The following is an 18,525-nucleotide window of genomic DNA, read 5'->3' as shown; positions in this document are numbered from 1 at the left end:
GCCGCGTTCCTACGCCACGCCGTGCGGCAGAATCGGTTGACGGAACTGCGCCACCCCATCCAGGTCGCGCAACGTCACCGTGAGGACGCCGCTGCGGCCATCAATGTCCACTTCGCCAAAGAACTGGTAACCGGCCAGCGGCGAGGTGTTGGGCGCAGGTGGCGCTTTTTGAAACACCACGCTCGGGCCGAACGTGGCATCCAGTGCATTGGGCCCGAAACTGCCGGCATTGAGCGGGCCGCCGACAAATTCCCAGAACGGTTCGAACTGCTGAAACGCGGCGCGATCGGGGTGATAGTAGTGCGCCGCGCAGTAATGCACGTCGGCGGTGAGCCACACCGTATTGCGGATGCGTGCGCGGCTGATGAAGCGCAACAGCGTGGCGATTTCCTGTTCGCGGCCACGTGGCACGCCGGGGTCGCCATTGGCAATCGCCTCCCAGCGCGGGCGCCCGTTTCCATCTTCGCCATCTGGCACCTGCAGGCCGATCGGCATGTCGGCGGCAATCACCTTCCATTGCGCGCGCGAGCCGGCCAGTTCGCGCTGCAACCACGCCAGTTGCTCCGGCCCGAGAAACGCGGCATCGGGACCGGGCCGCGGTTGCAGGTTGTCGCTGTTGGCGCCGCGGTAGCTGCGCATGTCCAGCACGAACACATCCAGCAACGGGCCGTAGGCAATCTTGCGGTAGATACGCCCGCTGCCGTCGGCACGCACACCGCGCATCGGCGCATATTCCAGGAACGCCTGGCGGGCGCGCCTGGCCAGCACGTCGATGTCGCGCACCTGATAGCGCGCATCCAGTTGCTTGCCGGGCGACCAATTGTTGGTGGTTTCGTGGTCGTCCCATTGCCACAGTTGCGGCACCTCGGCATTGAAGCGGCGTACGTGCGCATCGAGCAGGTTGTAGCGATAGTTGCCGCGAAATTCGTCCAGCGTTTCGGCCACCTTGCTTTTGGCCGCGGTGGTGAGATTGCGCCAGCGCTTGCCGTCTTCCACCGTCAGCTCGGCCGGGATCGGGCTGTCGGCATAGATGGTGTCGCCGCTGTGCAGGAAGAAATCCGGATTGCGCTCGCGCATCGCCGAGTAGATGCGCATGCCGCCGATGTCCGGGTTGATGCCGAAGCCCTGGCCAACCGTGTCGCCGCTCCAGACAAAGCGCACATCGCCACGCGCCTGCGGTGCGCTGCGCAGATGGCCGTGGACGGGCGCGCTCAACACACCGCTGTCGGCATCTTCGAAACGCACGCGATAGAAGATGTCCTGGTCGCGTGGCAGGCCGCTCAGGTCCGCACGTGCGGTGAAGTCGTGCGCCGCCGATGCGATCGTGCCGTCCACGCGCCGCGCCTGACGCAGGCTTGGGCGGGTGTCCCATTCCACCCGCAACCGCGCCGGGCGGTCGGCACGGCTCCACAGCATCGCGCGGTCGTCCAGCACATCGCCGCTCTGCACCCCGTCGGTGATGGTGGGTCGTCCCGACGGCGCGGCCAGGCTGCGCGCAGACCAAGCGGCAGTGGCCGGCAGCAACACACCGGCACCCAAGCCTTGCAGGATGCGGCGACGGGCGGGATCGGAGACGGTCATGCGTGTCCTTCAGGCGGCTACGGCTGCGTGCAGGTGTAGCGCCGCCGTCTTACCGTCACGTGTCCGTGACCACCCCCGGGCGCGTTAACGCGATGGGCCGCACAGTGCGCCGCGAGCAGGATGCTGCGCGCACCAGCCTCGGGGCAGTGCGTCCGCGGCTGCCGCCCCGGCTCAGGCCTCCACTGCGCCGGGTCTGCCGTCCTCCACCACGAAGCGCTTGGTTGTCGACACCGTGGCGTTGCGGTCGCGCCGATCGGAGATGCCCTGCAGCCGGGTTTCCATCTGGCCCGGCGTAAGCGTCACCGACACATAGCCGCGCGTTTGCCCGTCCACGTAGTGCACATGCGGGTTGGCTGCCATGGTCGCGTGCAGTTCGTCGTTGCTCTGGCCGTCGGAAGTGATCGAAGTGCCGACGAATTCGGTGGCCAGCGTTGCCGACGCGTCGTCGCCCGGATCGGCCTTCAGGTCGGTGACCCAATACGAGTGGATGTCGCCGCCCCAGAACACCGGGTTGCGCAGGCGCGTGTTCGCAATCGCATCGAGCATGCGCTCGCGCGTGGCCGGGTAGCCGTCCCAGCCATCGGTCCAGTGCCCGACCACGCCGTCGCGCCCAGCCTGTCGCATCGGTGCCACCAGCAGATCCTGCGCAATGACGTTCCAGCGTGCTGGCGACTGCGCGAAGCCGCCATGCAGCCAGCGCTCCTGCTCCCAGCCGAGCATGGTGCGCTGCGGGTCGGTGCGCTGGCGGCAACTGTCGGCCACCACATGGCCGCCGCGCCAGCCATTGGCTTGCGGGCAGGGCTGCTCGCTGCGGTACTGGCGGCCATCGAGCACATAGAAACGCGCCAGCTGGCCGTAATCGAACGAGCGGTAGATGCGCATGTCCGCGCCGTGCGGGCGATGCCGCGCTCGCAGCGGGAAATGTTCGTAGAAGGCGCGGTAGGCGGCAGCGCGCCGGGCCAGAAAGGTGTCGACCGGAATCGAGGGGTCCTGCGACCAGCGATTGGCGTAATCGTTCTGTACCTCGTGGTCGTCCCAGGTCGCCACGCAGGCGCTGCCGGCGTGCAGCGCCTGCAGGTCCGGGTCGGTGCGGTAGAGCGCGTAGCGGTTGCGGTAGCCGGCCAGATCCAGGCATTCGCCGCTGCCGTGCGGGCGCACGATCTTGTGCGCCGCCTCGCCGTGGTTGCTGTACTCGTAGATGTAATCGCCGAGGAAGAACACCAGGTCCGGCTGTTCCGCGGCGAGGTGGCGGTAGGCACTGAAATACCCCAGTTCCCAGTGCGAGCAGGAGACAAACCCGAACCGCGCTGCGTCCGGCGTCCGATGCGCCGCCGGCAGGGTGCGCGCACTGCCGATCGGGCTGCGTGCACCCAGGGCCTGAAAGCAATACCAGTAGGGACGATCGGCCGCCAAACCGGTGAGCTCCACGTGCACCGCGTGGCCCCAGACGGGGCTGGCGATGGTCTCGCCCTGGCGCACGATGGTGCGCATCTGCGGGTCGCTGGCCACCTGCCAGCGCACCGGCACCGCTGCGCGCAAGCCGCCGCGTCCGTCCGGGTCCAGCGGGCGGGGTGCCAGCCGTGTCCAGAGTACGAAGCCATCGGCCAACGGGTCGCCGGCCGCAACGCCCAGCGTGAAGGGATCGGCACTGCCGCTGGCGCGTGCGAACGGGCTGAGCAGCCCCGCCGCGGCCAGGCTGGCGCCGGCAATGAGGATGCGCCGCCGGCTCGGATCCGGTGGCGCCGGCGTGGCAGCGCAATCAGGCAGGGGTGAGGCGGCAGACGGGTCGATCACAGGCATGGTCAAAACGGCAGGCAAGCAGACACGACCATGCTGTGGCCACGGCATGTCCGTTTTGTGTCACGTGTTGCAGCGTCACTGCCGGTGGTTCAGCACAGCCAGCCACGGCGCGGCCGGGCAGCACGCGGCAGGGCAACGGCCTGCCGAGGCAACCACGCCATTCCCAGCCGCGATGCAAAGATCGGTGCGCGCATGCCCGCCAGCCCAGCTGCGATAATCGCGCCATGAACGATGCCGCACTCGCCCCCGATGTCTCTGCCGCGCTCGAACGCGGCCTGCAGGCCCAATCCCTGGATGCGGCCTTCGCCGCACCGCTGCTGCGCTACCTGGCCCTGCTGGTGCGCTGGAACAAGACCTACAACCTGACCGCCGTGCGCGACCCGCGCGAGATGGTCACCCGCCATCTGCTCGATTCGCTGGCCATGCAGCCCTACATCGCCAGCGGTACCCTGGCCGACCTGGGCACCGGCCCCGGCCTGCCCGGCATCCCGCTGGCGATCACCCGCCCGCAGCTGCAGGTGACGCTGGTGGAAAGCAATGGCAAGAAGGCGCGCTTCATGCGCGAGGCCTTGCGCCATCTGGAGTTGGGCAACGCCCGAGTGGCCGAATCCCGTGCCGAAGCGCTGGACGAGCCGGCCGCCTACGACCACCTCACCGCGCGCGCGCTGGACACGCTGGCCGGCATCATCGCCGTCGGCGGCCACCTGTTGCGCCCGGGCGGCAGCCTGTTGGCGATGAAGGGTGTGTACCCGCACGAGGAAATCGCCGCATTGCCGGCCGGCTGGACCGTTGGCGAGGTGCACCCGCTGCAGGTCCCCGGCCTGGAGGGCGAGCGGCACCTGGTGGTGGTGCGCAAGGGCTGAGCCGAAGCCGCGTCGGCCGGTCTCAAGCGGCCCTCACCCCGACCCTCTCCCACAGGCGGGGGCGATACCGCACTCACCAAGAGCGTCTCGTCCTTCCCTGACAAACCTAAAAGTCCCTTCCCCCGCCTGCGGGGGAAGGTGCCCGAAGGGCGGATGGGGGCAGTCCCCCTGACACGCCCGTCAATAACAGGGCAGCACCGACACTCCAGCCATGCCCCTGCACCAGCCCGTGTTGGGACTTCCGGCCCATGGCAGCACGCCCGGGTGCTGCCATGATCGGGCGTTCGCTCCAGATCAGGCTTTCCGCACGTGACCTCTCCGCTCGCCGCCGCACTCTCGCTCGCCCTGCTGGGCGCAGGCTTCGCCGCCCCCTCGGCGCAGGCCGCCACGCCACCGGCCCCGGCCACGCTCACCGCCGAGGCACCGGCCGATGCACGCTTTCGCGCGATCTACGAGAAAGAGTGGGCCTGGCGCCAGGCCGAGACCGGCCAGGCCGACGAAGACAGCGACACCACCGGCGACAACACGCATCTGCCCGATGTCAGCGCGGCCGCGCAGCAGGCGCGTCTGGCGGTATGGGACGGCGTACTCAAGCAGCTCGACGGCATCGACCCGAAGCAGCTCTCGCCGGCCAACCAGATCAACTTCGCCATCTACCGCCCGCAGGTGGAAAACCTGGCCGCCGAAGTGCGCCTGCGCCTGTACGAAATGCCGTTCAATTCGGATAGCTCGTTCTGGTCGAATCTGGGCTTCATGGCGCAGCGGCCGATGAAGACCGCGGCCGAGTACCGCGCCTACATCGCGCGCCTGAACGATGTACCGCGCTATTTCGACCAGCAGACGGTCAACATGCGCGCCGGCCTGGCACGCGGATTCAGCGTGCCGCGTGCGGTGCTGGACGGGCGCGATGTCTCCATCGCCACCGTGGCCGATGTCAAAGATCCCACCGAATCCACTTTCTACGCGCCGTTCAAGCAGCTGCCTGCGCAGATCCCGGCGGCCGAGCAGGCGCAACTGCGCGAACAGGCCAAGGCCGCGTTGCGCACCGCCGTCCTTCCGGCCTACAGCAAGCTGCTGACGTTCTTCCGCAACGACTACATGCCCAGGGCGCGCACCACGCTGGCGGCCGAAGCACTGCCCGACGGCAAGGCGTTCTACCGTCAGCAGATCCGCGAATACACCACGCTGGAACTGACGCCCGAGCAGATCCACCAGATCGGCCTGGACGAAGTGGCGCGCATCCAGACCCAGATGAACGCCATCATCCAGCAGGTGGGTTTCAAGGGCAGCTTCGCGCAGTTCCTGGCCTTCCTGCGCACCGACCCGCAGTTCTACGCCAAGACCCCGCAGGAGTTGCTCGATCGCGCCGCATGGATTTCCAAGCGCGTGGACGGGCAGGTGGGCAAGTTCATCGGCACGCTGCCGCGCGGGCGCTTCACCATCAAGCCGGTGCCCGACGATATCGCCCCGTTCTGGACCGCCGGCCGCGGCGGCGCCACCACCTATTGGGTCAACACCTACAACCTGCCATCGCGGCCGCTGTACAACCTGCCGGCGCTGACGTTGCACGAGTCCTCGCCGGGTCATTCGCTGCAGGGGTCGCTGGCGCTGGAGCAGGGCGAGCAACCGGCGTTCCGGCGCGAGAACTACATCTCTGCTTACGGCGAGGGCTGGGCGCTGTACACCGAAAAGCTCGGCCAGGAGATGGGCATCTACGAAACCCCGTACGAAGAATTCGGCCGGCTTACCTACGAGATGTGGCGCGCCTGCCGATTGGTGATCGACACCGGCGTGCATCACGACGGCTGGAGCCGCGCGCAGGCACTGGCCTATCTGCGCGACCGCACCGCGCTCAGCGAGCACGAAGTCACCACCGAAGTAGACCGCTACATCTCCTGGCCAGGCCAGGCGCTGAGCTACAAGCTGGGCGAGATCACCATCGTCAAGCTGCGCGCCGAGGCAGAAAAGGCGCTGGGTGACCGCTTCGACATCAAGGCCTTCCACGATGTGGTGCTGCGCCAGGGCTCGGTCACCTTGCCGGTGCTGGAGCAGCAGGTGCGCGCCTTTATCGCCGAGAGCAAGGCACGCCCGATAGACGCCAAATCGGCCGGTCGCGCGGCGCCGTGATGCTGGGTCGCATTGCCGACCGCCGGCCAACCTTCTAGTGCGGTGAGGGCATCGCGCCCTCAAGGTCTTCGCGTTTGCTGCAGGACCCTTGCCCGCCCACCATCGCGGGACACGTCGCAAGTACGTCCATGTAGGCTCCGTGGCGGCATTCCATGCCGCCAGGGTCCCACGACGGTAGGCGGGCAAGGACCAGTCGCGTTGGTCGGTGTGCAGCGTTTTCAACAAGCAACCAGCAGACCACCGGACGCGGCTCTCGCTCTTCAGTAAGAATCACCAGCCAACTGTCTGGTGCGGTGTCCTCGCCGCTTGCGGGACCGTTGGCGGCATGGATGCCGCCATCGAGCCCCCATGGACGGGTTGACGGTGTGTCCCGCGAGCGGCGAGGGCATCGCGCGCTCGAACCACCGAGCTTTGAAAGCCACCGAGCATCAAACAACGCAACACCCCGTGCAATTGTGTAACCACCCCGGCCCCTATACGCTGCGCCCATGCTGCTTCCTCGCGCCCGCCTGTCGGACCCGTTGCTCCGCCTGATGGCGTTGCTGGTGCTGGTCATGGGCGTGCTGGTTGCACCGGTCGCCTGCGCACTGGGCGATGTGCATGCGCTGGCGCACGATCAGGCGCATCTGGACGACACCGCACCGCATGGCCATGACGGTGCCGACGAAGGCGATGCCGGCGAACGCGACGGTGCCGGTTTGCTGCATGCCTTGATGCACAGCGGCTACTGCCACGGGCACAGCCCGGCCATGCTGCCGGCGTTGGCCTGGGGCCCGTTGCCTGCGCGCACGCACGGGCAGCCGCCCGTGCTGACCACCGCCTACCGCTCGCATCTGAGCGAGACCGGATTGCGTCCTCCGATCGCGGCCTGATGCATCGCCGGCAGCTGCCGGCCTGTCCATCGATCCCGATTCCGGAGACACCCTCATGTGGTTGCGACTGACGGCGCTTGCCGTCTTCGCGGTGGTGCCGTGCGCCAAGGCGCAGGACCTGCCGCCCAAACCCGTGCTGACCCTGGACGACGCCATTGCACGCGTCGCCCGCCAGCACCCCGATCTGCGCCTGGCCGATGGCCAACGCGCGGTCCTCAGCGCCGAAGCCGAGCGCGACGCACTGCGTCCGCCGTTGCGGATCGGTGCCGAACTGGAAAACGTGTTCGGCACCGGCCCCACCCGCGCGCTGGACCAGGCCGAACTCACCGTCACCCTGGCCGGCGTGCTGGAACGCGGCGGCAAGCTCGACGCCCGCCGCACCCTGGCACAGGCCCGCATCGATGCGCTGGCACCGCAACGCGCCCTGGCCCGGCTGGACGTCTTGGCCGAGGTGGCACGGCGTTACCTGGCCATCGGCATGGCCGCGCAGCGGCACGCGGCGGCACTCGAAGCGCTGGCCCAGCGCCAGCGCACCGTCAGTGCTGCGCGCCAACGGCTGCAGGCCGGCGCATCGCCCGAATCGGTGCTGCTGACCGCCCAAGCCCTGCAGGCGCGCGCAGAACTGGAGCGCGATCGCGCGCAGCAGGAGCTGCTAGCCGCACGCCGCCAGCTGGCGGTGTTGTGGGGCGATCGCACGCCGGACTTCGGCGCCATCACCGGCGACCCGTTGCAACTGCCGGCGATTCCCGAGTTCGAGGTATTGGCGCAACTGCTCGACGCCACGCCGGAACTGGCACGCTTGAACGGCGAGCAACGCGTGCGCGAAGCACGGGTGCACTTGGCACGCAGCCAGGCGCGCCCGGATCTCGACTGGCAGGTGGGCGTACGTCGGCTCGAAGGCAACGAGGCCACTGCGTTGCTCGGCAGCGTCTCGCTGGCGTTGGGTAGCGCTACACGCGCGCAGCCGGAGATTCGCGCCGCCGAAGCGGAACTGGCGTTGCTGGACATCGAACGTCAATCGCAGGCGTTGGTGCTCTACGCCACGCTGGCCGATGCGCATGGCCGCTACCGCGCGACACAGCTGGAAGTGACGCGCATGCGCGAGGATGTACTGCCGGCGCTCGCACGCGCCGATGCCGCCGCCGAGCGCGCCTATCGCGCCGGCGCCACCAGTTATCTGGACTGGGCGCAGCTGCAGGCGCAACGCAGCGATGCACGCCAGCAGCAACTGGCCGCCGCACTGGAAGCACAGACCGCGCTGATCGAAATCCAGCGCCTGACCGGGCAGCCGTTCGTGCGCGAGCCTGCCGCGCAGGTGACGCCATGACTGCTGTTTCGGTACTGCGTTTTGATGCCGCGCGTGAGGGCGTTGTCGGAATCGCCGCATCTGCAGCGATGTCGGCACCCAGCGCTCGCCAAACGCTGCCCACCCCAGGCGCACCTTCTTCGCAACCCACTTCCATTCGTTCGCCCGACGCAGTGCGTCGGCGCCAACCAGGACCACCTTCGATGACACGTTTCATGATTGCGCCGCTGCTGCTGGCGCTGGTGCTCAGCGGCTGCAGCCGCAACAGCGACGCAGCGCACGAAGACCACACAGGGCACGCCGCCGAAGGCGAGGCGGGCGCCGATGCGCACGCTGATGAAGCCCAGACCGGCACGCACGGCGGGCGGTTGCTCAGCCAGGACGGCGACAGCGTGGAGCTGGCCATCGCCGAAGACGGCACGCCGCCTACGTACCAGGCCTGGCTGTACCGCGATGGCAAACCATTGCCGGCCACCGCCGGCAAGGTGGAGGTGCATCTGACCCGGCTCGGCGGTATCAATGAAGTGCATCGCTTGCGGCCGCGCGACGACGGCAGTCTGCTGGCCGACAGCACGGTCGGCGAGCCGCATTCGTTCGATGTGGAGGTGCGCGCCACCGTGCAGGGCAAGACCCATCGCTGGGCCTATCCCAGCTATGAAGGCCGCACCACCATCGCGGCGAAAGTCGCGCAGGACGCCGGCATTCGTGTTGCGCCGGTGGGCGCCGGCAGCATTGCCGACCAGCACGAAGTGCAGGGGCTACTGACGCCGGCAGAAGGCGCGCAAGCACAGGCGACCGCGCGTTTTCCCGGCCCGGTACGCAGCCTGCGCGTCAACGTGGGCGACCAGGTACGCGCCGGTCAGGTGCTGGCCACGGTGGAGAGCAATCTGAGCCTGACCACCTATTCGGTGAGCGCACCGATCAGCGGCACCGTGCTGGCGCGTAATGCCAGCCTGGGCAGCAATGCCAGCGAAGGCCAGGCCTTGTTCGAGATCGCCGACCTGTCCACCTTGTGGGTGGATCTGCACATCTTCGGCGCCGACGCCGGGCATATCACCGCCGGCGTACCGGTGACGGTCACGCGCATCAGCGATGGCGTCGTGGCGCAAACGAACCTGGAGCGTGTATTGCCCGGCACGGCGACGGCGAGCCAGAGCACGGTGGCGCGCGCGGTGCTGCGCAATAGCGATGGTTTATGGCGGCCTGGCTCTGCGGTGAAGGCGCGGGTCACGGTGGCGCAGCAACCGGCAGCGATGGTGGTGCCGGTGGGGGCGTTGCAGCGGTTCCGCGACTGGGACGTGGTGTTTGTACGGGTGGGCGATGTCTACGAAGTGCGGCCGGTGAAGCTGGGGGCGCGCGATGCGCAGCAGGTGCAAGTGTTATCGGGCTTGGCGGTAGGCGATGCGGTGGTGGTGGAGCAGAGTTATCTGGTGAAGGCCGATATCGAAAAGTCGGGGGCTTCGCATGATCATTGATCGCGTTGGTTTGTGTGGCAGTGCGTTGTCGAGTGGGGGCGTTTGTTGGGTGCAGGGGGATGTGCCACGTCCAAGGCCTTCGCGCCCTCTTGGGCTAGGGCGGGGGCTTTCGCGGCCCTTCGGGCTAGGGCAAAGGCTTTCGCGCCCCTTCGGGCGCGAGTCACTTTTCTTTGCTTGTGCAAAGAAAAGTAACCAAAAGAAAGCACACCCCGTCCTCGCGCCCTCCGCGCCTGCGGCGCTGCGGGTTCGCAAGGCCGGCAGAAATTTTTGTAAGGGACGTCCCTGTCCCTTACAAAAACGTCGCGCATCCATGCGCGCCGCCCTGCGGGTTGTATCTGCCGGCCTTGCCGCTGCGGTATGGGGCCCCGAAAGCAAACAACAACAACAGCAACAGCAGCAACAACAGCAACAGCAACAACGAGAACTAACACCACGACAGTGCTGGCGCGTGGGTGAGTGTCTGTTTGATGTGGTGCGGCGCGTTCCTGTGTGGCAACGGCGCTGTCTGTCGGTGGTACGACCAGTGCGACGCTCGGCGGCTTGCGGTGCCATGTCTGCACGGAGGAGCGTGTCATGCTGACCAACATCATTCGCTTTGCGATCGCGCAGCGGTGGTTGATGCTGGCGTTGACCGGTGTGCTGATTGCGATCGGGGCGTGGAGTTTTTCGCGCTTGCCGATCGATGCAACACCGGACATCACCAACGTGCAGGTGCAGGTCAATACCGCAGCGCCGGGCTATTCGCCGCTGGAATCCGAGCAGCGGGTGACGTTTCCGTTGGAGACAGTGCTGGCGGGCTTGCCGGGTCTGGAATCCACCCGCTCGCTGTCGCGCTATGGCTTGTCGCAAGTCACGGCGGTCTTTGCCGACGGCACCGATCTGTATTTCGCGCGGCAACAGGTGGCCGAGCGTCTGCAGCAGGTCAAGTCGCAATTGCCTGCCGAGCTGGAGCCGCAACTAGGGCCGATTGCCACTGGCCTGGGCGAGATCTTCATGTATACCGTGGAGGCCAAGCCGCATGCGCGCAAGCCCGATGGCAGTGCATGGACGGCGACCGATCTGCGCACCTTGCAGGATTGGGTGGTGCGCCCGCAGCTGCGCAATGTGCCGGGCGTGACCGAGGTCAACACCATCGGCGGGTATGCGCGGCAGATCCATATCACGCCCGATCCGGCGCGCCTGGTCGCGCTGGGATTTACCCTGGACGACGTTGCCCAGGCGGTCGAGTCCAACAACCGCAACATCGGCGCCGGCTATATCGAACGCAACGGCCAGCAGTTTCTGGTGCGGGTGCCGGGGCAGGTGGACGACATCGCGCAGATCGGCGCGATCGTGCTGGATCGGCGCGCCGGCGTGCCGATCCGCGTGCGCGATGTGGCGCAGGTGGGCGAGGGGCGTGAGTTGCGCACCGGTGCGGCCACCCAGGACGGCACCGAGGTGGTGCTCGGCACGGTGTTCATGCTGGTCGGCGCCAATAGCCGCACCGTGTCGCAGGCCGCTGCCGAGCGCTTGAAAGTGGCCAACGCCAGCCTGCCGGCCGGCGTGCAGGCAGTGCCGGTGTACGACCGCACCGCACTGGTGGACCGCACCATCGTCACCGTCGCCAAGAACCTGATCGAAGGCGCATTGCTGGTGATCGTGGTGTTGTTCCTGTTGCTGGGCAACGTGCGCGCAGCGCTGATCACGGCCGCAGTGATTCCGCTGGCGATGCTGTTCACGCTCACCGGCATGGTGCGTGGTGGCGTGTCCGGCAATTTGATGAGCCTGGGTGCGCTGGATTTCGGCCTGATCGTCGATGGTGCGGTGATCATCGTAGAGAACTGCCTGCGCCGCTTCGGCGAAGCGCAACGCCGGCTGGGGCGCGTGCTCGAACGCGATGAGCGCTTCGCGCTCACTGCCGAAGCCACTGCCGAGGTGATCCGCCCCAGTCTGTTCGGCCTGGGCATCATCACCGCGGTGTATCTGCCGGTGTTCGCGCTCACCGGCATCGAAGGCAAGATGTTCCACCCGATGGCGATCACCGTGGTGCTGGCGCTGACCGGCGCGATGCTGCTGTCGCTGACCTTCGTGCCGGCAGCGATCGCGTTGCTGCTCGGCGGCAAGGTGGCCGAGCACGACAACCGCGCAATGCGCTGGGCGCGCGGCGTCTACGCGCCATTGCTCGAACGTGCGCTGCGCCACGGCCGGTGGGTCGGCATTGCAGCGTTTGCAACGGTGGCGCTGTGCGCGGTGCTGGCTACGCGCCTGGGCAGCGAGTTCATTCCCAACCTGGACGAAGGCGATATTGCGCTGCATGCCCTGCGCATTCCCGGCACCAGCCTGGAGCAGGCCATCACCATGCAATCCACGCTGGAAAAACGCATCAAGCAGTTTCCGGAGGTGGCGCATGTGTTCGGCAAACTCGGCACCGCCGAAGTGGCCACCGACCCGATGCCGCCATCGGTCGCCGATACCTTCCTGATCATGCATCCGCGTGCGCAGTGGCCGGATCCGCGCAAGCCCAAGGCGCAGCTGCTGGCCGAGATCGAGGAGGCGGTGAAGCAGCTGCCCGGCAACAATTACGAGTTCACCCAGCCGATCCAGATGCGCATGAACGAGCTGATCTCCGGTGTGCGTGCGGATGTGGCGATCAAGGTCTATGGCGACGATCTGGACACGTTGGTCCAGCTCGGGCAGCGCGTGCAGGAAATCGCCGGCGCGGTGCCCGGTGCGGCCGATGTGAGCCTGGAACAGGCCACCGGTTTGCCGATGCTGGCGGTGGTACCCGATCGCGCCGCGTTGGCCGGCTACGGGCTCAATCCCGGCGTGGTGCAGGACACCGTGGCGGCGGCCGTAGGCGGGCAGGAGGCCGGGCAATTGTTCGAAGGCGACCGGCGCTTCGACATCGTGGTGCGCCTGCCCGAAGCCCTGCGCCAGGACCCGACGGCGCTGGCCGATCTGCCGATCCCGCTGCGTGGCGATGGCGAACGTGCCGATGCAGACGAGTCCAGCCGCGCGGCAGGCTGGCGCAGTGGCGAGCCGACCACCGTGCCGCTGCGCGAGGTCGCCAAGGTCGACACCGTGCTGGGGCCCAACCAGATCAACCGCGAAGACGGCAAGCGCCGCATCGTGATCACGGCCAACGTGCGCGATCGCGATCTGGGGAGCTTCGTGGCCGAGGTGCAGCAGCGCGTCAAGGCGCAGGTCAAACTGCCGACCGGGTACTGGATCGGCTACGGCGGCACCTTCGAGCAGTTGATCTCCGCCAGCCAGCGCCTGGCCTGGGTGGTGCCGGGCACCTTGGTGCTGATCTTCGCGCTGCTGTACTGGTCGTTCGGTTCGTTGCGCGATGCGGTGGTGGTGTTCAGCGGCGTGCCGCTGGCGCTGACCGGCGGCGTGGTGGCGTTGGCGCTGCGCGGGCTGGCCTTGTCGATTTCCGCCGGTGTGGGCTTTATCGCGTTGTCCGGGGTGGCGGTGCTCAACGGTCTGGTGATGATCGCCTTCGTGCGCAGCCTGCGCGCTGACGGCATGCCGCTGGAGCAGGCATTGCGCGAAGGCGCGCTGGCGCGGCTGCGACCGGTGCTGATGACCGCGTTGGTGGCCGCGCTGGGCTTTGTGCCGATGGCCTTCAACGTCGGTGCCGGTGCCGAAGTGCAGCGCCCGCTGGCCACGGTGGTGATCGGCGGCATCGTCTCCTCCACCCTGCTCACCCTGCTGGTATTGCCGGTGCTGTATCGCTGGCTGCATCGGGAGCGGGCGCCACGCGTCGCATCGCTTCCCACGCAGCCGCACGGGGGCACGCCATGAGCGATGCCTGCTGCGGCTGCGGCAAGACCCTGGATGTGGCCGCCATGCAGGCGCGCCAACGGCGCGTCCTGTGGTGGGTGCTGACGATCAATATCGGCAGCTTTGCGCTGATGTTGGCCGGCGCGCTGCACAGCGGCGCGGCCTCGCTGCTGTCCGGCAGCCTGGACAATCTGGGCGATGCACTCACCTATGCACTCAGCCTGGCTGTGGTTGGCGCCAGCCTGACCGCCAAGGCGCGGGTGGCCCTGCTCAAGGCCGGCATGATCCTGCTGGCGGCGCTGGCGGTGGCAGCCGAGATCGGCTGGAAACTGGCCCACCCACAGCTGCCGCTGTTCCAGAGCATGGGGGTGGTGGCGGGGCTGAACTTCGCCGCCAATCTGGTCTGCCTGCGCCTGTTGTGGCCCTACCGTAGCGGCGACATCAACCTGGCATCGGCCTGGGCCTGCTCGCGCAACGATGTCTACGAGGGCGTGGCGGTGCTGGCGGCCAGCGCAGCGGTGTGGGCGTTCGGCAGTGGTTGGCCGGACCTGCTGATCGCAGGGGTCTTGTTGCTCTTGTTTCTGCGCTCGGCCTGGCAGGTGGCGCGTGGTGCCTGGGCGGAACTGCGCCGGGTCGCTGCGCCAGCGCAAGCCGGAGGCGGGTGATCGCGCGTTGGCACCGTTGCCGGGTGCACCGCCGACCGCGTCCGGGCAGGTAGCGTAAGTGCTTGCGGCACATAGGAAAGCCGTGCATAATGCGCGGCTCGCTGTGCCCGGATCGCTCCGGATGGCGGTACCCAGCGCAATGGGGTTGCCGGCCTGTTCCAGCGTAAGTTCTTGATTCCCAACGTTGCGTGACAGCCCTGCGCTGTCGGGGCCGCCGCTCCCCAGGCTATGGGTGGCAATTCATTTATCGAGGTGCGTAATGTCCCGCGTATGCCAAGTGTCCGGCAAGCGTGTGCAGACGGGTAACAACGTCTCCCACGCAAACAACAGAACCCGTCGTCGCTTCCTGCCCAACCTGCACGAGCGTCGCTTCTGGGTTGCCAGCGAAAACCGCTGGGTGAAGCTCCGTGTTTCCGCGCATGCATTGCGCACCATCGACAAGAACGGCATCGATGCCGTTCTGAAAGAGCTGCGTGCGCGCGGCGAAAAGGTCTGAGGAGTAAGCAGTCATGGCAAAAGGCAAGCGTGACAAGATTCGTATGATTTCCTCGGCCGCTACCGGCCACTTCTACACCACGGACAAGAACAAGAAAAACACGCCGGGGAAGATGGAAATGATGAAGTACGACCCGGTCGTGCGTAAGCACGTGATGTACAAGGAAGGCAAGATCAAGTGATCGACTGATCGCTGGATCCGCTTTCAAGCAAACACCCGCCGCAAGGCGGGTGTTTGCGTTTGTGGGGTTGGGGAATGGTGTTGATGCGTGCAGGTGCCGATGGCAGTGTGATTTCCACTATCGGGTTGCCAGCCAAGCCCAAGAGAAACAAAGGTGCGTGATAAAGCCCCTCTCCCCTCGGGAGAGGGGTTGGGGTGAGGGTACGGGGCGAAGCCTCGCAATTATTCTGACTGCACGAGGCTTCGCCCGTACCCTCATCCGCCCTACGGGCACCTTCTCCCCCATAAAGGAGGACAATGTCCCGACGGGAGAAGGGGACACGGCTACAGCCCACGCGCACGCAATTGTGCGTCCAGCCGTGGATACACCCGCCGCGCATTGCCCTCGAACACCTTGTGCTTGTCGGCATCGGAAATCGCCAGCGCATCGATGTAGCGTTTGGTGTCGTCGAAATAGTGGCCGGTCTGCGGATCGATGCCGCGCACTGCGCCGACCATTTCCGAGCCAAAAAGGATGTTGTCGATGTCGATCACCTTGAACAACAGGTCGATGCCGGGTTGGTGATACACGCAGGTGTCGAAGAACACATTGCCCATCACATGCGTGGACAGCGCAGGCTTGCCCAGCATGTCGGCCAGGCCGCGGAAACGGCCCCAGTGATACGGCACCGCACCGCCGCCGTGCGGAATGATGAAGCGCAGCTGCGGAAAATCGGTGAACAAATCGCCTTCGAGAAACTGCATGAAGGCCGTGGTGTCGGCATTGAGGTAATGCGCGCCGGTGGCATGGAAATTGGCATTGCAACTGCCGGAGACATGCACCATCGCCGGGACGTCGAGTTCGACCATTTTTTCGAAGAACGGATACCAGGCGCGGTCGGTCAGCGGCACACCGTTCCAGTGCCCGCCCGATGGGTCGGGATTGAGGTTGCAGCCGACGAAACCCAGCTCGTTGACGCAGCGTTCCAGTTCGGCGATCGCGTGCGCGATCGGCACGCCCGGTGATTGCGGCAGCTGGCATACGCCGATAAAGGTCTGCGGATACAGCTGTACCACGCGGGCGATCAGGTCGTTGCAGTGGCGCGTCCACGCCTGGCTCACGGCTTCGTCGCCGATGTGATGCGCCATGGTGCTGGCGCGTGGCGAAAAGATCGTCATGTCGGCACCACGCTCGCGCAGCAGGCGCAGTTGGTGCATCTCCACACTTTCGCGCAGCGCATCGTCGCTGATGTGCGGATACACCGGCACAGGCGCTTGCGCATCGTTGTAATGCGCGATCTGCGCCTTGCGGAACGCATCGTGCGCGGCAGGCGCGGTGGTGTAGTGGCCGTGGCAGTCGATGATCATGGCGATGGTGGGTGCGTTGCAGCGGAAGCGGTGCGCCAGCGATTGCCTGCGCGCAAGGTGGGGCGGCCGGGGGCACGGACGCTGCAGGTCCCGACGGATGTGGCGGTCCCAATGCGCAGATCGGCACGGATCACGACGCGCTGCGTGTCAATGGCCTGCTCAGGCGGTCCATACGCACACGTGCCGCTGCGATGGCGGCCGCGGCAGCTCGGCGATGCAACGGCACGTTCAGCCATACAGCTCACCATCGAACAATTTGCGCGCCGTGCGGACCACCGCGGCACCGACCACGCTGCCCTGCGCATCGAGCTCGATCAGGCAACTGCTCGCACCGCTGGGATGTTCGACGTCAAGCCGCTGGCTGCGCCCGCCAGGCACCTGCGCCAGCGCGTAGGCGGGCGAGCCGGGCAGCAGGCAGGCGGTAGCGACGGTCACCGCACCCAGCACGCCTATGGAGGCATGGCAGCGGTGCGGGATGAACGAGCGCACGCTGATGGCACCACCGGCGCGCGGCGCGGCGACCAGCATCATTTTCGGCACTGTGGCAGTGCCTACATCGCCCAGATGCATCAACGGGCCTGCCTGCAGACGCAGCGTTTCCAGGCGCGCCCTGAGCGCAGCATCGGCGTCGAGCGTGGCGCGGTCTTCGTAACCGCTGATGCCGACATCGCTGGCGCGTAGCACCACGCAGGGCATGCCGTTGTCGATCAGCGTGACCTGCAGGCCGTCGAGCGTGTCCACCGCATGCCCGCTCGGCAGCAGCGCGCCGCACGAAGAGCCGGCGATATCGGCGAATGCCAGCGCGATCGGCGCGGCCGTGCCGGGGACGCCGTCGATGCGGGCATCGCCGTCGTACCGCACCGTGCCACCGGGCGTCTGCACGGTGGCGGTGGCCAGGGTACCGGTGTTGCGCATGAAGATGCGCACCTGGGTCTGGCCGTTGCGTGCGGGCAGCAAGCCGCGTTCCAGCGCGAACGGGGCAACGCCGGCCAGCAGGTTGCCGCAGTTCTGCGCATCGCTGACCTGCGCGTGTTCCACCGCGACCTGCAGGAACAGATAGTCCACGTCGGCATCGGCACGCGTCGAGCGCGACACCACGGCGACCTTGGACGTCAGCGGGTCGGCGCCGCCCATGCCGTCGATCTGGCGCGCATCCGGCGAGCCGTAGGCGCGCAGTAAAAACGCGTCGCGCGCGGCGGTGTCGGCGGGCAGATCGTCGGCCAGAAAGAATCCACCCTTGGAGGTGCCGCCGCGCATCCACATCGCGCGCACGCGCTCAGACATAACGCAGGCCTTTGGCGGCCAGACGTTCGCGCATCGCATAGATGTCCAGGCCCAGTTCGCCGTTTGCCAGGCGTTCGCGCTTGCGCAGCTCGCGTGCCTGGCGCGCCTGTGCCTCGGTCAGCACCTCGGCAGCGGTGGCACGCGGCACCACGCAGACCCCATCGTCGTCGGCCACCACCACATCGCCGGGCCGGATCAGTTGCCCGGCGCACACCAGCGGCACGTTGACCGAGCCGAGCGTCTCCTTGATGGTGCCCTGCGCGCAGATGGCGCGGCTCCAGGCGGGGAACTGCATGGCAGTGAGATCGCGCACATCGCGCACGCCGGCGTCGATGATCAGGCCGCGACATCCGCGCGCCTGCGCCGAGGTGGCCAGCAGGTCGCCGAAGTAGCCGTCGCAACAGTCGCTGGTGGGCGCGACCACCAGTACATCGCCTGCATGCAGTTGCTCGATGGCCACATGCATCATCCAGTTGTCGCCGGGCGGAATCGACACGGTGACCGCGGTGCCGGCGATGCGGCAGCCGGCGTAGATGGGACGTAGCCGATGGTGCAGCAGGCCGCTGCGGCCCTGCGCTTCGTGCGCGGTGGCCACGCCGGCCTGCGCCAGCGCGTCGACGATGGCCAACGGCGTCCGCTCGATCCGGGTAACGACCTGGCTCATCCATCCATCCTCGTTAAGAGTGCGCCGAGTCTGGCTGGCCGAAGCCAGCTGGCTCAAGATTCATTTGAGGTATGCATATTGGTTTTGCTTATAGTTAGAG

At 67.1% G+C, this 18,525-nt stretch carries 14 protein-coding genes and 1 pseudogene; 10 read left to right on the top strand and 5 right to left on the bottom strand.

Going from position 1 to position 18,525, the window contains the following annotated elements; genetic code table 11:
• Positions 1-9: 9 nt before the first annotated feature.
• Complete coding sequence (locus HLH45_RS03675; RefSeq protein ID WP_008575967.1) at positions 10-1,581, bottom strand: alkaline phosphatase D family protein; 1,572 nt, start codon at positions 1,579-1,581, stop codon at positions 10-12.
• A gap of 171 nt (positions 1,582-1,752) precedes the next feature.
• Entirely contained in the window at positions 1,753-3,381 is a 1,629-nt protein-coding gene (locus HLH45_RS03670; protein WP_008575966.1) for an alkaline phosphatase D family protein, read from the bottom strand.
• Between the two features lie 224 nt (positions 3,382-3,605).
• Between HLH45_RS03670 and rsmG the strand changes: the two genes are divergently transcribed.
• The 10 genes and pseudogenes from rsmG (at position 3,606) to rpmG (ending at position 15,131) form a co-directional block, all read left to right on the top strand.
• Positions 3,606-4,244: a 16S rRNA (guanine(527)-N(7))-methyltransferase RsmG gene (gene rsmG, locus HLH45_RS03665; protein ID WP_008575964.1), complete on the top strand. Its 639-nt coding sequence runs from the start codon at positions 3,606-3,608 to the stop codon at positions 4,242-4,244.
• A gap of 309 nt (positions 4,245-4,553) precedes the next feature.
• Complete coding sequence (locus HLH45_RS03660) at positions 4,554-6,371, top strand: DUF885 domain-containing protein (RefSeq protein WP_008575963.1); 1,818 nt, start codon at positions 4,554-4,556, stop codon at positions 6,369-6,371.
• A 147-nt stretch (positions 6,372-6,518) separates the two neighbouring features.
• A pseudogene (locus tag HLH45_RS22050) lies at positions 6,519-6,772 on the top strand (hypothetical protein); the annotation flags it as partial.
• Between the two features lie 87 nt (positions 6,773-6,859).
• On the top strand, positions 6,860-7,243 hold the full coding sequence (locus HLH45_RS03655) for a DUF2946 family protein (RefSeq protein ID WP_008577212.1): 384 nt from the start codon (positions 6,860-6,862) through the stop codon (positions 7,241-7,243).
• Positions 7,244-7,298: 55 nt separating this feature from the next.
• The gene (locus tag HLH45_RS03650; protein WP_008577210.1) at positions 7,299-8,570 is read left to right on the top strand and encodes a TolC family protein; all 1,272 of its coding nucleotides are present in this window, start codon (positions 7,299-7,301) and stop codon (positions 8,568-8,570) included.
• A gap of 182 nt (positions 8,571-8,752) precedes the next feature.
• Positions 8,753-10,024, top strand: a complete 1,272-nt coding sequence (locus HLH45_RS03645) for an efflux RND transporter periplasmic adaptor subunit (protein WP_008577207.1) — start codon at positions 8,753-8,755, stop codon at positions 10,022-10,024.
• A 573-nt stretch (positions 10,025-10,597) separates the two neighbouring features.
• Positions 10,598-13,810, top strand: coding sequence for an efflux RND transporter permease subunit (locus tag HLH45_RS03640; RefSeq protein ID WP_074053310.1), 3,213 nt, complete (start codon positions 10,598-10,600; stop codon positions 13,808-13,810).
• The gene (locus HLH45_RS03635) at positions 13,807-14,454 is read left to right on the top strand and encodes a cation diffusion facilitator family transporter (RefSeq protein WP_008572494.1); all 648 of its coding nucleotides are present in this window, start codon (positions 13,807-13,809) and stop codon (positions 14,452-14,454) included. The genes HLH45_RS03640 and HLH45_RS03635 overlap by 4 nt, the downstream gene beginning before the upstream one ends.
• 259 nt (positions 14,455-14,713) lie before the next feature.
• A complete protein-coding gene (gene rpmB / locus HLH45_RS03630) occupies positions 14,714-14,950 on the top strand; it encodes a 50S ribosomal protein L28 (RefSeq protein ID WP_002809459.1) in 237 nt (78 codons plus the stop codon).
• A 13-nt stretch (positions 14,951-14,963) separates the two neighbouring features.
• A complete protein-coding gene (gene rpmG / locus HLH45_RS03625; RefSeq protein ID WP_002809462.1) occupies positions 14,964-15,131 on the top strand; it encodes a 50S ribosomal protein L33 in 168 nt (55 codons plus the stop codon).
• 323 nt (positions 15,132-15,454) lie between these two features.
• Here rpmG and HLH45_RS03620 read toward each other — a convergent pair whose 3' ends face one another.
• The 3 genes from HLH45_RS03620 to HLH45_RS03610 form a co-directional block, all read right to left on the bottom strand.
• On the bottom strand, positions 15,455-16,477 hold the full coding sequence (locus tag HLH45_RS03620; RefSeq protein ID WP_008572519.1) for an amidohydrolase family protein: 1,023 nt from the start codon (positions 16,475-16,477) through the stop codon (positions 15,455-15,457).
• Between the two features lie 228 nt (positions 16,478-16,705).
• Entirely contained in the window at positions 16,706-17,761 is a 1,056-nt protein-coding gene (locus HLH45_RS03615) for a 4-oxalomesaconate tautomerase (protein WP_008572521.1), read from the bottom strand.
• The gene (locus tag HLH45_RS03610) at positions 17,754-18,425 is read right to left on the bottom strand and encodes a 4-carboxy-4-hydroxy-2-oxoadipate aldolase/oxaloacetate decarboxylase (RefSeq protein WP_008572523.1); all 672 of its coding nucleotides are present in this window, start codon (positions 18,423-18,425) and stop codon (positions 17,754-17,756) included. The genes HLH45_RS03615 and HLH45_RS03610 overlap by 8 nt, the downstream gene beginning before the upstream one ends.
• Positions 18,426-18,525: the final 100 nt, after the last annotated feature.

The organism is Xanthomonas euvesicatoria (assembly GCF_013112235.1).
Lineage (GTDB): Bacteria > Pseudomonadota > Gammaproteobacteria > Xanthomonadales > Xanthomonadaceae > Xanthomonas > Xanthomonas euvesicatoria.
This window is presented reverse-complemented; position numbering and strand designations above follow the sequence as displayed.

Excerpts from the sequence above, each read along its gene's own strand:
- HLH45_RS03675 (WP_008575967.1), bottom strand. The coding sequence starts at position 1,581 with ATGACCGTCTCCGATCCCGCCCGTCGCCGCATCCTGCAAGGCTTGGGT.
- HLH45_RS03670 (WP_008575966.1), bottom strand. The coding sequence starts at position 3,381 with ATGCCTGTGATCGACCCGTCTGCCGCCTCACCCCTGCCTGATTGCGCT.
- rsmG (WP_008575964.1), top strand. The coding sequence starts at position 3,606 with ATGAACGATGCCGCACTCGCCCCCGATGTCTCTGCCGCGCTCGAACGC.
- HLH45_RS03655 (WP_008577212.1), top strand. The coding sequence starts at position 6,860 with ATGCTGCTTCCTCGCGCCCGCCTGTCGGACCCGTTGCTCCGCCTGATG.
- HLH45_RS03650 (WP_008577210.1), top strand. The coding sequence starts at position 7,299 with ATGTGGTTGCGACTGACGGCGCTTGCCGTCTTCGCGGTGGTGCCGTGC.
- HLH45_RS03645 (WP_008577207.1), top strand. The coding sequence starts at position 8,753 with ATGACACGTTTCATGATTGCGCCGCTGCTGCTGGCGCTGGTGCTCAGC.
- HLH45_RS03640 (WP_074053310.1), top strand. The coding sequence starts at position 10,598 with ATGCTGACCAACATCATTCGCTTTGCGATCGCGCAGCGGTGGTTGATG.
- HLH45_RS03635 (WP_008572494.1), top strand. The coding sequence starts at position 13,807 with ATGAGCGATGCCTGCTGCGGCTGCGGCAAGACCCTGGATGTGGCCGCC.
- rpmB (WP_002809459.1), top strand. The coding sequence starts at position 14,714 with ATGTCCCGCGTATGCCAAGTGTCCGGCAAGCGTGTGCAGACGGGTAAC.
- rpmG (WP_002809462.1), top strand. The coding sequence starts at position 14,964 with ATGGCAAAAGGCAAGCGTGACAAGATTCGTATGATTTCCTCGGCCGCT.
- HLH45_RS03620 (WP_008572519.1), bottom strand. The coding sequence starts at position 16,477 with ATGATCATCGACTGCCACGGCCACTACACCACCGCGCCTGCCGCGCAC.
- HLH45_RS03615 (WP_008572521.1), bottom strand. The coding sequence starts at position 17,761 with ATGTCTGAGCGCGTGCGCGCGATGTGGATGCGCGGCGGCACCTCCAAG.
- HLH45_RS03610 (WP_008572523.1), bottom strand. The coding sequence starts at position 18,425 with ATGAGCCAGGTCGTTACCCGGATCGAGCGGACGCCGTTGGCCATCGTC.